The 13,220-nt window shown below is 74.5% G+C and carries 11 protein-coding genes and 1 pseudogene; 10 read left to right on the top strand and 2 right to left on the bottom strand.

Annotation, left to right across the window (positions count from 1 at the left end):
* The 6 genes from infB to NH602_RS19600 form a co-directional block, all read left to right on the top strand.
* On the top strand, positions 1 to 2,378 hold a 2,378-nt coding region (gene infB, locus NH602_RS19575; RefSeq protein ID WP_253068565.1), incomplete at its 5' end, for a translation initiation factor IF-2.
* A 69-nt stretch (positions 2,379 to 2,447) separates the two neighbouring features.
* The gene (locus tag NH602_RS19580) at positions 2,448 to 2,741 is read left to right on the top strand and encodes a DUF503 domain-containing protein (RefSeq protein WP_062401124.1); all 294 of its coding nucleotides are present in this window, start codon (positions 2,448 to 2,450) and stop codon (positions 2,739 to 2,741) included.
* Positions 2,742 to 2,920: 179 nt separating this feature from the next.
* Positions 2,921 to 3,367 carry a 30S ribosome-binding factor RbfA gene (rbfA, locus tag NH602_RS19585; protein ID WP_062401126.1) on the top strand — a complete coding sequence of 149 codons (447 nt, stop codon included), beginning with the start codon at positions 2,921 to 2,923 and terminating at the stop codon, positions 3,365 to 3,367.
* The gene (locus NH602_RS19590) at positions 3,364 to 4,362 is read left to right on the top strand and encodes a bifunctional oligoribonuclease/PAP phosphatase NrnA (protein WP_179760698.1); all 999 of its coding nucleotides are present in this window, start codon (positions 3,364 to 3,366) and stop codon (positions 4,360 to 4,362) included. Before rbfA ends, NH602_RS19590 begins: the two co-directional genes overlap by 4 nt.
* Before the next feature lie 129 nt (positions 4,363 to 4,491).
* A complete protein-coding gene (locus NH602_RS19595) occupies positions 4,492 to 5,133 on the top strand; it encodes a class I SAM-dependent methyltransferase (protein ID WP_374210215.1) in 642 nt (213 codons plus the stop codon).
* Positions 5,130 to 6,515 carry an MATE family efflux transporter gene (locus NH602_RS19600; RefSeq protein ID WP_253068566.1) on the top strand — a complete coding sequence of 462 codons (1,386 nt, stop codon included), beginning with the start codon at positions 5,130 to 5,132 and terminating at the stop codon, positions 6,513 to 6,515. Before NH602_RS19595 ends, NH602_RS19600 begins: the two co-directional genes overlap by 4 nt.
* 172 nt (positions 6,516 to 6,687) lie before the next feature.
* On the opposite strand, the gene NH602_RS19605 is transcribed toward NH602_RS19600, so the two are convergent.
* A complete protein-coding gene (locus NH602_RS19605) occupies positions 6,688 to 8,466 on the bottom strand; it encodes an ATP-binding protein (RefSeq protein ID WP_253068567.1) in 1,779 nt (592 codons plus the stop codon).
* 121 nt (positions 8,467 to 8,587) lie between these two features.
* Positions 8,588 to 10,060 (bottom strand): cation:dicarboxylate symporter family transporter, encoded by a 1,473-nt coding sequence (locus tag NH602_RS19610; RefSeq protein WP_179760696.1) that lies wholly within the window; start codon positions 10,058 to 10,060, stop codon positions 8,588 to 8,590.
* Between the two features lie 118 nt (positions 10,061 to 10,178).
* Between NH602_RS19610 and NH602_RS19615 the strand changes: the two genes are divergently transcribed.
* The 4 genes and pseudogenes from NH602_RS19615 to NH602_RS19630 form a co-directional block, all read left to right on the top strand.
* Complete coding sequence (locus tag NH602_RS19615; protein WP_253068568.1) at positions 10,179 to 10,838, top strand: response regulator transcription factor; 660 nt, start codon at positions 10,179 to 10,181, stop codon at positions 10,836 to 10,838.
* A gap of 9 nt (positions 10,839 to 10,847) precedes the next feature.
* Positions 10,848 to 11,744, top strand: coding sequence for a tRNA pseudouridine(55) synthase TruB (truB, locus tag NH602_RS19620; RefSeq protein ID WP_253068569.1), 897 nt, complete (start codon positions 10,848 to 10,850; stop codon positions 11,742 to 11,744).
* Positions 11,745 to 11,809: 65 nt separating this feature from the next.
* On the top strand, positions 11,810 to 12,772 hold the full coding sequence (locus NH602_RS19625; RefSeq protein WP_253068570.1) for a bifunctional riboflavin kinase/FAD synthetase: 963 nt from the start codon (positions 11,810 to 11,812) through the stop codon (positions 12,770 to 12,772).
* Positions 12,773 to 12,837: 65 nt separating this feature from the next.
* A pseudogene (locus NH602_RS19630) lies at positions 12,838 to 13,220 on the top strand (hypothetical protein); the annotation flags it as partial.

Below are 13,220 nucleotides of genomic sequence, written 5' to 3' on the forward strand. Positions count from 1 at the left end.
GCAACAACCCGTTCGGCGTCGGCCAGGGTTCGCCCAAGCCGGGCCCGCGTCCCGGCCCGCCGCAGCCCCAGCAGGGCGGTGGCGGCCAGCAGGGCGGCGGCCGTCCCGAGGCTCCGGCCGCGCGTTCCGGTGAGGCCCCGCCGCGTCCGCCCCGTCCGGGCGGCGCTCCGGGTTCGGGCGGTCCCCGTCCGAACCCGGGCAACATGCCTCCGCGGCCGAACCCGGGCATGATGCCCGCGCGTCCGGCTGCCGGGCGTCCCGGCGCCGGTGCCGGTGGCCGTGGTGGCCCCGGCGGCGGTCGTGGTGGCCCCGGCGGTGGCCGTGGTGGCCCCGGTGGCGGTCGTCCCGGTGGCGGTGGCGGCGGTTTCCGTCCCGGTGGCGGCGGCCCCGGTGGTCCGCCCCCGGCCGGTGGATTCCGTGGTCGTCCCGGTGGCGGCGGTCGTCCCGGTGGCCGCGGCGGTGCCGCGGGTGCCTTCGGCCGTCCCGGCGGACCGGCCCGCAGGGGTCGCAAGTCGAAGCGGCAGAAGCGCCAGGAGTACGACGCCATGGCTGCTCCCTCGGTGGGCGGCGTCCGCCTGCCGAAGGGCAACGGCGAGACCGTCCGGCTGCCGCGTGGCGCGTCGCTGACCGACTTCGCCGAGAAGATCAACGCCAACCCGGCCTCGCTGGTGCAGGTGTTGTTCCACCTCGGTGAGATGGTCACGGCCACCGCGTCGGTCTCGGACGAGATCCTGGAGCTGCTCGGCCAGGAGATGAACTACCGCGTGCAGGTCGTCTCCCCCGAGGAGGAGGACCGTGCGCTGCTGGAGTCGTTCGACATCGAGTTCGGTGACCCGGGCGACGAGGACGCGCTCGAGGCGCGTCCGCCGGTCGTGACCGTCATGGGTCACGTCGACCACGGTAAGACGCGACTGCTGGACACGGTCCGCAAGGCGAACGTCCGCGAGGGCGAGGCCGGTGGCATCACCCAGCACATCGGCGCCTACCAGGTCGCGGCCGAGCTCGAGGGCGAGGAGCGGCTCATCACGTTCATCGACACCCCGGGTCACGAGGCGTTCACCGCCATGCGTGCCCGTGGTGCCAAGTCCACCGACATCGCGGTCATCGTGGTGGCGGCGGACGACGGTGTGATGCCGCAGACCGTCGAGTCGATCAACCACGCCCAGGCGGCCGGTCTGCCGATCGTCGTGGCGGTCAACAAGATCGACGTCGAGGGTGCGAACCCGCAGAAGATCCGTCAGCAGCTCACCGAGTACAACCTGGTGGCCGAGGAGTACGGCGGCGACACCATGTTCGTCGACATCTCCGCGAAGCAGGGCACGAACATCGAGGCCCTGCTCGAGGCGATCCTGCTGACCGCCGACGCGGCCCTCGACCTGCGGGCCAACCCCGAGATGGAGGCGCAGGGCGTCACCATCGAGGGTCACCTCGACCGCGGTCGCGGCCCGGTGGCCACGGTGCTGGTCCAGCGCGGCACGCTCCGGGTCGGCGACTCGGTCGTGGCCGGCGACGCCTCCGGGCGCGTCCGGCGCATGGTCGACGAGCACGGCCAGGACGTCACCGAGGCGCTCCCGTCGCGTCCGGTGCAGGTCATCGGTCTGACGTCGGTGCCGGGTGCGGGCGACACGTTCCTCGTCGTCGACGAGGACCGGGTCGCGCGCCAGATCGCCGACCGGCGGCGTGCCCGCGAGCGGAACGCCGAGCTGGCGAGCCGTCGCAAGCGCGTCAGCCTGGAGGACCTGGACGCCGCGCTGAAGGAGACCAACACCCTCAACCTGATCATCAAGGGTGACAACTCGGGCACCGTCGAGGCGCTCGAGGAAGCCCTGATGAAGCTGGACGTGGGTGAGGAGGTCGAGCTGCGGGTCATCCACCGCGGCGTCGGCGGTATCACCGAGGGCGACATCAACCTCGCCATCGCGGACAACGTCATCGTCATGGGCTTCAACGTCCGTGCCGAGGGCAAGGCCACGGAGCTGGCCAACCGCGAGGGCGTCGAGATCCGCTACTACTCGGTGATCTACCAGGCGATCGACGAGATCGAGGCGGCCCTCAAGGGCATGCTCAAGCCGGAGTACGAGGAGGTCGAGCTGGGCCGCGCGGAGGTCCGCGAGGTCTTCAAGTCCTCGAAGTTCGGCACGATCGCCGGTTGCCTGGTGATGAGTGGGGAGATCCGCCGGAACGCCCGGGCGCGCCTGCTGCGCGACTCGAAGGTGATCCACGAGAACCTCCCGATCTCCTCGCTGCGCCGGTTCAAGGACGACGTGGTCGAGGTCCGCGAGGGCTTCGAGTGCGGTCTGACGCTCGGTACCTACGGCGACATCAAGGTCGACGACGTCATCGAGACGTTCGAGATGCGGGAGAAGCCGCGCGACTAGCGGCTGACGAACGCGCTCCGACGGGGCGGCCGGTCACCGGCCGCCCCGTCGGCGTCAGCGGAGGTGTGTGTGTACGTCGGCTCCCTGGAGTGTGACGTGCTGCTCGGCGACGTCCGGTCGCTGAAGCAGAAGCGCTCGGCGGTGCGTCCGCTGCTGGCCGAGCTGCGCCGGTTCGAGGTGGCGGCGGCCGAGGCGGGCCATCTGGACCTGCACCGGCGTGCGCTGATCGGGGTGAGCTGTGTCGCCGCCGACGCGGGGCACGTCCGTGCCCTGCTGGAGCGGTGCGAGCGGCTGGTGGCCGCCCGCCCCGAGCTGGAGCTGTTGTCGGCCCGGACCCGGCTGTTCGGCCCCGACGACGACTGAGTCCCGGCGGTCGGGGGACGGACGCAGCGGCACCGCGTCCCGGCGGTCGGGAGACGACGCAGCGGCACCGCGTCCCGGCGGTCGGGGGACGAACCGGCAGGACCGAGAATCGAACGCGGCGTGACCCCGCGACCCGTGCCTAGACTCGGGCTCGCACGACCCGCTGGAAGGAGCAGGACATGGTCGACCAGGCCCGCGCGCGCAAGCTCGCGAAGCGGATCTCGCAGATCGTCGCGGAGGCCCTCGAGCACGAGGTGAAGGATCCGCGGCTGGCGATGGTGACGATCACCGACACCCGTGTCACCGGCGACCTGCGCGAGGCGACCGTGTTCTACACGGTCATGGGTGCCTCGCTGGAGGAGGAGCCGGACACCGCGGGGGCAGCCGCCGCGCTGCAGAGCGCGAGCGGGGTGCTCCGCAGCAGGGTGGGACAGCAGACCGGGGTGCGGCACACGCCGAGCCTCGCGTTCGTGCTGGACGCGGTGCCGGACACGGCCCGCCGGATGGAGGAGCTGCTGGCCCGCACCCGCGCCTCCGACGAGGAGGTGGCCCGGCTGGCGGCCACGGCGTCGCCGGCGGGGGACGCGGACCCGTACAAGGCCCCGCGGGAGACCGACGCCGAGTGACCGGCGGCGCGCACGAGACCGTCCCGGGTCCCGGTCCGGTCGACCCGGCCGGGGCAGCGGCAGTGCTGCGCCGGGCCCGTGACGTGCTCGTGGTCGGGCACGTCCGGCCCGACGCGGACGCCGCGGGCAGTGCCCTGGCCCTGGCCACGGCGCTGCACCGCGCGGGGATCCCGGTCACCGTGTCGTTCGGCGGGCCGGACCCGGTGCCCGCCGGGCTGGTCGACACCCTCGACCCCGCCGGGCTGGTCGTCGCCTCGGTGGACGCGCCGCGCGCGCCGGACCTGCTGGTCTGCTGCGACATCTCGTCGTCCCCCCGGCTGGGAGACCTGGAGCCGGTGCTGGACACGTCCGGGTCGTCGCTGGCGGTGGACCACCACGCGTCGTTCGTGGCGTTCACGGACCGGTACCTCGTCGACCCGGGCGCCCCGGCGACGGTGACTCTCGTCCGGGCGGTGCTCGCCGAGCTGGGCGTCCCGCTGGACGCGGTCCTCGCCCGGTCCCTGTTCGCGGGGCTCTACACCGACACCGGCGGTTTCCGGCGTGGTGGTGCGGATGCGCTCCGGCTGGGCGCCGAGCTCGTCGACGCCGGTGTCGAGCCCGCTCCGCTGCTGCGGGACATCGGCGGTCCGGTGCCGTTCGCCTGGCTCGCCGCACAGGCCACGGTGCTGGCCGGGGCCCACCGGGAGGAGGGCGTCGCGGCGGGGGCGGACCTGGTGTGGGCCGCCGTCGACGTGGCGACCGCGACCCGGTTCCGTGACCGCACGGTCGCCCTGGTCGGGCCGCTGCAGGCCGCGGCCGGGGGCGGGGTGGCGGCGCTGCTGACCGAGACGGCACCGGGGGAGTGGTCGGTGTCGCTGCGCGGCAACGGGTCCCCGGACCTGTCCCGGGTGGCGACGACGCTCGGCGGCGGCGGGCACACCGGTGCCGCCGGGTTCGAGCGCTCCGGTACCCGCGACGAGCTCCTGGAGCTGCTCCGGGCGGAGCTGGCCCGCTGAGCACGTGCCCGGTTGATCGGGTTCATCCGGGGTACATCGCCGCGACACCACGATCGGATGGACCTCGGGGCGGTCCGGTGTCGCAGCACCGGGGCACGTAGCGTGTCCCGCGAGACCAGGAGGTGAGCGGTGCGATCCGAGCCCGCTGCGGCCCGCGGGGGCGACGACAGTCACGGCAACGAGCCCAGCGGGTGGCCGGAGTTCCTCCGGGCCTGGCTGCGCAACCCGGCCCAGGTGGGTGCGGTATGGCCGAGCTCGCCGCGGCTGTCGGCGAAGCTGGCCCGTATCGCGCCGGGTCACGGCGCGCCGGTCGTCGTGGAGCTGGGGCCGGGTACCGGGGCGGTGACCGCGCAGGTCGCGCGCCGGCTGTCCCCGGAGGGGCGGCACCTGGCCGTCGAGCTGGACCCGCGGATGGCGGACTACCTGCGCAGCCGGCACCCGGGCGTCGAGGTCGTGAACGGCGACGCCCGCAAGCTGGGGGCGCTGCTCGCCGAGCGCGACATCACCTCGGTCGACGCGGTGATCTCCGGGCTGCCCTGGTCGCTGTTCGACCGGACGATGCAGCAGGAGATCCTCGACCAGGTCGTCGGGGCGGTGGGGGAGACCGGTGCGTTCGCGACGTTCGCCTACTCCCACACCCTGCCGATGCCCTCGGCGCGGCGGTTCAAGGCGGCCCTGCACGACACGTTCGACGAGGTCGTGATGACCCGAACGGTGTGGCGCAACCTGCCGCCCGCGTTCTGCTTCCTCTGCCGTCGTCCTCGTCGGTGACCCGGCCCGCCCCCATCGCGGGCGGGCCCCGTGACATCCTCCGGCTCGCCCTGCCCGCGCTCCCGGTGCTGGCGGCCGAGCCGCTGTTCCTGCTGGTCGACACGGCCGTCGTCGGACGGCTGGGTGGGCTGCCGCTGGCCTCGCTCGCCGTCGCGGCGGTGCTGTTCGCGCAGGTCACGACCCAGCTGACGTTCCTGTCCTACGGGACGACGGCGCGCGCGGCCCGGTTCTACGGTGCCGGGCGCCGATCGGCCGCGGTGGCGGAGGGTGTGCAGGCGACCTGGCTGGCGCTGGGCGTCGGGCTGCTGGTCGTCGTGCTCGGACAGCTCGCCGCGGCACCGCTGGCGGGGCTGCTCGCCGGGGACCCGGTGATCGCCGAGGGCGCGGTGTCGTGGCTGCGGATCGCGCTGTTCGGCGCCCCGCTGGTCCTGGTGACGCTGGCCGGCAACGGCTGGATGCGCGGGGTGCAGGACACCCGTCGCCCGATGTGGATCGTGATCGGCGGCAACCTGCTGTCCGCGCTGCTCTGTCCGCTGCTGGTGCACGGGGCGGGGGACTGGGCGGGCTGGGGGCTGGAGGGCTCGGCGATCGCCAACGTCGCGGGGCAGGCCGTCGCGGCGTCGCTGTTCCTGCGGGCGCTGGTCGTCGAACGACGGCGCGCGCCCGCCGGTGACCCGGTCCGCTTCGCCCCGGACGCCGCGGTGCTCCGTTCGCAGGCGACGATGGGCCGCGACCTGATCGTGCGGTCGCTGGGGTTCCAGGCCTGCTTCCTGTCCGCGACGGCGGTCGCCGCCCGGTTCGGGTCCGAGTCCGTCGCCGCGCACCAGATCGTGCTGCAGCTGTGGGTGTTCCAGTCCCTCGTGCTCGATGCGGTCGCGATCGCGGCGCAGTCGCTGGTCGGGGCCGCCCTGGGTGGCGCGGACGGCGGACACGGTGCGGACCGTGACCGTGCGGACACCGGACCGGCGCGGTCGCTCGCCGCCCGGGTCACCCGCTACGGCCTCGTGCTCGGCTGCGGGTTCGGCGTGCTGTTCGCCGCGCTCTACCCCGTCCTGCCGCCGGTGTTCACCCGCGACGCGGCGGTCCTCGCGGCGATCCCCGCGGCGTGGTGGTTCTTCACCGCGCTGCAGCCGATCGCCGGGGTGGTGTTCGCCCTGGACGGCGTGCTGCTCGGCGCCGGTGACGCGGCCTTCCTGCGCACCACGACGCTGCTCGCCGCGCTCGGCGGGTTCCTGCCGATGATCTGGCTGTCGCTGCTGTTCGGGTGGGGACTGGCCGGGATCTGGACCGGGCTCGCCGCGTTCATGGTGGTGCGCCTGGTCGCGGTGGGGCTGCGGGCGCGGTCGGGGCGCTGGGCGGTCCCGGGGGAGGTCCGGGCCTGACGCGCGTGGCCCGTCGACGGAGCCCGGGCGGCCGAGCGGCACACCAGGCACCCGGTGACGAGGTCCGGAGGTGCATGACGTGCCACTCGGCGGTTCCGGGACGGGGCACCGAGCCATGTCCCGCGCGGCGTTCCTCCCCGGCGCGCCTGGGGCCCGGTGGTGGCGGCGGGGTTCAGCCCCGGTCGGTGGCCGGGGTCTCCGAACGGTGGACGGCGGCACCCGGCCGGTGGAGCGGCGCCCCGGGGTCCTCCGGCGACCCGGTGTTCCCGTCGTCCCCGGGGGACCCTGCCGGGAGCGGCAGCCGCACGGTGAACACGGCGCCGCTGCCGTCGTCGCGGGTACCGACCGTCACCGACCCGCCGAGGCGGCGGGCGATCCGGTCGACCAGGGCCAGCCCGATGCCGCGGGGGCGGCCGCCGCGCGTGGCCCGGGTGCTGAACCCGAAGGTGAACAGCTCGCGGGCGGTGTCCTCGGGCACGCCGGGACCGCTGTCGGCGACCTCCAGCCGCAGCTCGCGGCCGTCCGGAGCGGTGCTCAGCACCACCGCGACCGACCGCTCCCCGGTGCGCCCGGCGACCACCTCGATCGCGTTGTCGACGAGGTTCCCGGCCAGCGAGACCAGGTCGTCCGCGGCGAACGGCAGCCGCAGGTCCGGCAGGACGTCGGGGTCGCAGGTGTCGGTGACGGTCAGGGTGACGTCCTGCTCGGCGGCCTGCCACGCCTTGTCCGCGAGCAGCGCGGCGAGGACCGGGTCGTAGACCGCGGCCACGACCTGCGCGGCGGGGCCGCGGGTGCGGTCGAGCGCGGCGGTCCCGGCCTTCGCGGCGTCGGCGGTGTCGCCGAGCTCGATCAGGGTCAGGACGGTCTGCATCCGGTTGCCGAACTCGTGGGCCTGGCCGGACAGCGCGGCGACGGTGTCGCGGGCCTCGTCGCGCTCGCGCAGCACCCCGGCCAGCTCGGTGCGGTCGCGCAGCGTGAACACCCGCGTCCCCGGGCCCGCGGCCGGCCCGGCGTGCCTGCTGTTGACCAGCAGCACCCGCTCCCCGGCCAGGGCGGCCCGGTCGCGCAGGTCCGAGCGCAGCCCGCTCGTGAGCACGGCGGCGACGGCGGGGTCCATGCCGAGGCCTGCGAGCGGCCGCCCCGGTACGGCGGGGTCGTCGGGGGAGTCGTGGCCGGGCAGGCCGAGCAGCCGCCGGGCCTCGGCGTTGACGACGACGAGCCGCCCGTCGCCGTCGACGACCAGCAGCCCCTCGCCGACGGCGTGCAGCACCGCCTCGTGGTGGGTGTAGGCGGCGGTGATGTCCTCGGGCTCCAGCCCCAGGGTCTGGCGGCGCAGCCGCCGGGCCAGCAGCACCGCCAGCCCCGAGCCGACGAGCACCGCCCCCGCGGCGGCCGCGACGATCCCGGGCAGCGAGCGCAGGGCGAGGTCGCTGATCCGGGTCTGCAGCACGCCGACGGACACGACGGCGGCGATCCGGCCGTCGACCAGGACCGGGGTGACAGTGCGGACCGAGGGCCCGAGGGTGCCGGTGTAGACCTCGGTCGAGGTCCGCCCGGCCAGCGCGGGGGCGATGTTGCCCTGGTAGGGCAGCCCGATCTCGTCGGGGTTGTAGTGGCTGTAGCGGATGCCCTGCGGGGACATCACGACGATGAAGCCGGTGGTGGTGGCCCGCCGGACCCGCTCGGCGATGGGCTGGAGGCGGGCGGAGAGGGCGGCGAGACCGCCGCCGTCGCGGACGGCGTCGACGACCTCGGGGTCCGAGGCGAGCGACAGCGCGATCCCGGTGGTGAGCCGGCCCGCGGCGTCGTGCTCCAGGCGGCTCGCCCCGTAGCCGCCGAGCGCGGCGAGCCCGCCGACGGTCAGCAGCACGGTGACGACCTGCAGCAGGAACAGCCGCCGCACCAGCCGCGAGCGGCGCAGCGGCGGGGAGGAACGGAGCGGCCGGCGCACGGGCCCAGCCTGCCACCGCGGGGGCGGCAGTGGGACCCGTGCACCGGCCGGGACGTCGACACCCCCGCGGGCCTCGGGGGTCCGCGGGGGTGCGACGGTCATGGGAGGAGGACGTGCCCGGTCAGGAGCCCGCGCCGACCTTCTCGCGACGGGACTCGTCGGCGTCCGGCTTCGCGGCGCCGTCGGCGGCCTCGTCGATCTCGGCGTCCGCGGCCCCGCCACCGTGCGCGGCCTCCATGTCGGCCTCGACCAGCGTCGGGTCGTCGAGCACCGCGGCGAGCCGCTCACGGTCGAGCTCGCCGTTCCAGCGGGCGACGACCAGGGTGGCGACGACGTTGCCGATCGCGTTGGTCAGCGCCCGGCCCTCGGACATCATGCGGTCGATGCCGACGATCAGCGCGAGGCCGACGACGATGGCCTCGGGGGTGAAGAACTCCCCGCCGAAGGCCTGCAGCGACGCGGCCAGGGTGACCAGCCCGGCGCCGGTGACACCGGCGGCGCCCTTCGAGGTCAGCACCATGAGCACGGCCAGCGCGATCTGCGCGCCGATCGGCAGGACCTCGCCCCCGGCCTGGATGATGAACAGCGCACCCAGGGTCAGGTAGATGCAGGTGCCGTCGAGGTTGAACGAGTAGCCGGTCGGGATGACCATGCCGACGGTCTGCTTCGACGCACCGGCGGACTGGAGCTTCGTGAGGAAGCGGGGGAGCACCGACTCCGACGACGAGGTGCCGACGATGATCAGCAGCTCGTCCTTGATCAGCCGGATGACCTTGAAGACGTTGAACCCGGCGGCCCAGGAGACCGCGCCGAGGACGACGACCACGAACACCGCGCAGGTGCCCCAGAACACGGCCATCAGCTTGAGCAGGTTGACCAGCGACCCGCCGCCCATCTGGCCGACGGTGTAGGCCATGCCGCCGAACGCGGCGACCGGTGCGGCCCACATGATGATCTTGATGATGCCGAAGATGACCTGGGCGATGCCCTCGATGCCGCCGACCAGGCGGCTGCGCAGGGCCGGGTTCAGCGAGGAGATGGCGCAGGCCGACAGGATCGCCAGCACCAGGACCTGCAGCACCGAGTTCTCGACGAACGGGCCGAAGAAGCTGTGCGGGAGCAGCGAGTCCTGGATGAACGGGATGACACCCGACTCCTGACTGCCGGTCGCGGCCTGGTCGGTGGCCTTCGCGAGGTCGGACGCGCTCGGCTGGCCGGTGAATCCGGCGCCCGGCTGGAACACGTTGCCCGCGACGAGCCCCATCGTCAGCGCGATGACGGTCATGACCAGGAAGTAGCCCAGCGCCCGGGCGGCGAGACCGCCGGCGCGGGCCAGGTTGCCCAGCGAGGCGATGCCGACGACCACGGTGCAGAAGATGACCGGGCCGATGATGACCTTGATCATCTGGACGAACGTGTCGGCCAGCCACTTGGTCTCCTTGGCGAACCCGGGGGCGAGGAAGCCCACCAGGATCCCGGAGACGATGCCGACGATGACCCAGAACCAGAGCTGGGTGTAGACCTTCTTCTTGGTCCGGGTGGGGGTGGTGGACCCCGTCCCGGACGAGCCGTCTGCGTTGGCGACCTCGGCCATGTCCGTCCTCCTCGACGTGTGCGGTGGGGAAACGATGGGGTCGGGTCGTGTCGTGGGGCAACCGCGGGGACACCGGGCTTGAGGAAGCTTTGAGGAAAGCGTGGCTAGGGTGGGTGGCGTGCGGGTGCTGCTGGTCGAGGACGACGCGATCCTCGGCGACGCCCTGCGGCGCAGCCTGGTCCGCCAGGGCTACCCGACCGACCTCGTGACCAGCGGGTCCGCGGCCATCGCGGCCGTCGCGGAGCGGGAGCCCGACGTGGTGCTGCTCGACATGGGCCTGCCCGACCGCGACGGCATCGGTGTCTGTCGGGAGATCCGGGAGCGGTCCCGGGTGCCGATCCTGGCGATCACCGGCCGCGGCGACGTCGCGGCGCGGGTGCAGGGCCTGCGCTCGGGCGCCGACGACTACCTGGTCAAGCCGGTCTCCACCGAGGAGCTCGTCGCCCGGATCGAGGCCGTCCTGCGTCGTGCCACCGGCTCGGCGGTGGCCGCGACGGTGAGCGTCGGCGACGTCGTCGTCGACCTCGACCGGCGCGCGGTGACCGCGGGCGGCGCCGAGGTCGCGCTGACCCGCAAGGAGTTCGACCTGCTCGCCGCGCTCGCCCGCCGCGAGGGTGCGGTGCTGCCGCGTACCGAGTTGCTGGAGCAGGTGTGGGGGATCGCCGACGCCTCCGCGGCACGCACGCTGGAGGCGCACGTGGCGTCGCTGCGGTCGAAGCTGGGCTCCCGCGACGTCGTGGTGACGGTCCGTGGAGTCGGGTACCGGCTGGCGCGTTAGCGTCCCGGCGTGCCCGCACGCAACCCGCCCCCGCCGCCCGGACTCGTGATCGTCGACAAGGACCGGGGCCCGACCAGTCACGACGTCGTCGGGAAGCTCCGCCGGATCATGGGCACCCGCAAGGTCGGCCACGCCGGGACGCTGGACCCGATGGCGACCGGGGTGCTGGTCGTCGGCATCGAGCGGGCCACCAAGCTGCTCGGGCACCTGTCGCTGGACACCAAGGCCTACACCGCCACCGTGCGCCTCGGGCAGGCCACCGACACCGACGACGCCGAGGGCACGCCCATCGGCGAGCCCGTCCCGGTCGATGCCGACGACGCCGCTCTCCGGGCCGCGACGGCCGCGCTGACGGGCGAGATCATGCAGGTCCCCAGCGCGGTCTCCGCGGTCAAGATCGACGGGAAGCGCGCCTACCAGCGGGTCCGCGACGGCGAGACCGTCGAGATCCCGGCCCGCCCGGTCACCGTGTCCGCCTTCGAGCTGCTCGCGGTGCGCCGCGAGGGGGCGTGGTGCGATCTGGACGTCGCCGTCGACTGCTCCTCGGGCACCTACGTCCGCGCGCTCGCCCGCGACCTCGGCGCCGCGCTGGGCTCCGCCGGGCACCTGACCGCGCTGCGGCGCACCCGGGTCGGACCGTTCACCCTGGAGCACGCGCGCACCGTCGAGCAGCTCGCCGACGACCCGGGTCTGTCGCTGGACCTCGCCGCGGCCGTCGCGACGGCGTTCCCCCGCGTCGACCTCGACGCCTCCGCCGCCACCGACGTGCGGTTCGGCAAGTCGCTGCCCGCGGCCGGGATCGAGGGCACCTACGGTGTGTTCGCCCCGGACGGCGCCGCGCTGGCCCTGATGGCCGATCGCGGCGCCGCCGCCCGCCCGGTCGTCGTGCTCGCTCCGGCCGGCTGACCCCCCCGACCGGCCGCGGTCGCCCGCTGCGCGGGATCCCACCCGGTTCGCCTAGGCTCGCGGCCGTGCAGCGGTGGCGTGGTCTGGAGGCGGTTCCGCCCGGCTGGGGCCGGTGCGTCGTCACCGTCGGCGTGTTCGACGGGGTGCACCGGGGACACCGGCAGCTGATCGCCCGCGCGGTGGAACGGGCGCACGAGCGCGGCCTGCCCGCCGTCGTCGTGACGTTCGACCCGCACCCGGCCGAGCTGATCCGGCCGGGCACGCACCCGGCGCGGCTGTCCACACTCGACCGGCGGGCGGAGCTCGTGGCCGAGGCGGGCGCGGACGTCTTCTGCGTCATCCCGTTCACCGAGGCGCTGTCCCGGATGGCCCCCGCCGGGTTCGCGCACGAGGTGCTGGTGGACCGGCTGCACGCGGCCGTCGTCGTCGTGGGCAGCAACTTCACCTTCGGCCACCGGGCCGAGGGCGACGTCGGGACCCTCGCCGAGCTGGGCCGTCGCTTCGGGTTCGCCTGCGAGGCCCTCGACCTCGTCTCCGACCACGACGTGACCTTCTCCTCCACCTACATCCGGTCCTGCATCGACGCCGGGGCCGTCCGCGACGCCGCGCACGCGCTGGGCCGCTGGCACCGGGTGGACGGCGTGATCGTGCACGGCCACAAGCGTGGCCGTGACCTGGGCTATCCGACGGCGAACGTCGCCAGCCCACCGCACACGGCGATCCCCGCCGACGGCGTCTACGCGGGCTGGTTCCGCATCAGCGACCGCCGCCTGATGGGCGCCGTCTCGGTGGGGACCAACCCCACGTTCTCCGGGCGGGTGCGCACCGTCGAGGTCTACGTGCTCGACGTCGACGAGAACTTCTACGGCCACGAGGTCGGCGTCGAGTTCGTCGAGCGGCTGCGCGGCCAGGAGCACTACGACGGCATCGAGGCGCTCGTCGCGCAGATGGGTCGCGACGTCGCGACCTGCCGCGAGATCCTCACCGCGGCCGGCGACGCGACCGGACCCGACGGGGCGCCGGGTTAGGTGAAAACCCCCTGCCGGGGCCGAACGTCCACGCCCGCACCGCGTGGTCGCCGAGGCTGTGCGGCATGGACGACCCCCGCACCGCGGACCCGGTGGCGCAGGAGATCGCGCGTAACCGCGACCGCCAGAGCGCGATCTACGGCGAGCCCCTCGACGAGCGCATCCGCCGGCTCACGACCGGTCTCGGCATCACCCAGGCCCGCCTCGCCGCCGCGGTCGGGCTGAGCCCGGCGATGCTGTCCCAGCTGGCGGGCGGGCGCCGGGTCAAGATCGGGGACCCGGCGGTGCTGGGCCGGATGACCGCGCTGGACCGGCGGCTCGCGCACGGCCCGGTGTCCGACGCCGAGCGCGACGTGCTGCTGGCCCGGGTCCGGCAGGAGCCGACGCCGTGGGGACCCACCGGCGGCTGCCGCTGCGCCGGGCAGGCCCCCGCCTCCGGGCCGGCGGT

The sequence above is a fragment of the Pseudonocardia sp. McavD-2-B genome, assembly GCF_024124365.1.
In the GTDB taxonomy this organism is placed as follows: Bacteria; Actinomycetota; Actinomycetes; order Mycobacteriales; family Pseudonocardiaceae; genus Pseudonocardia; species Pseudonocardia alni.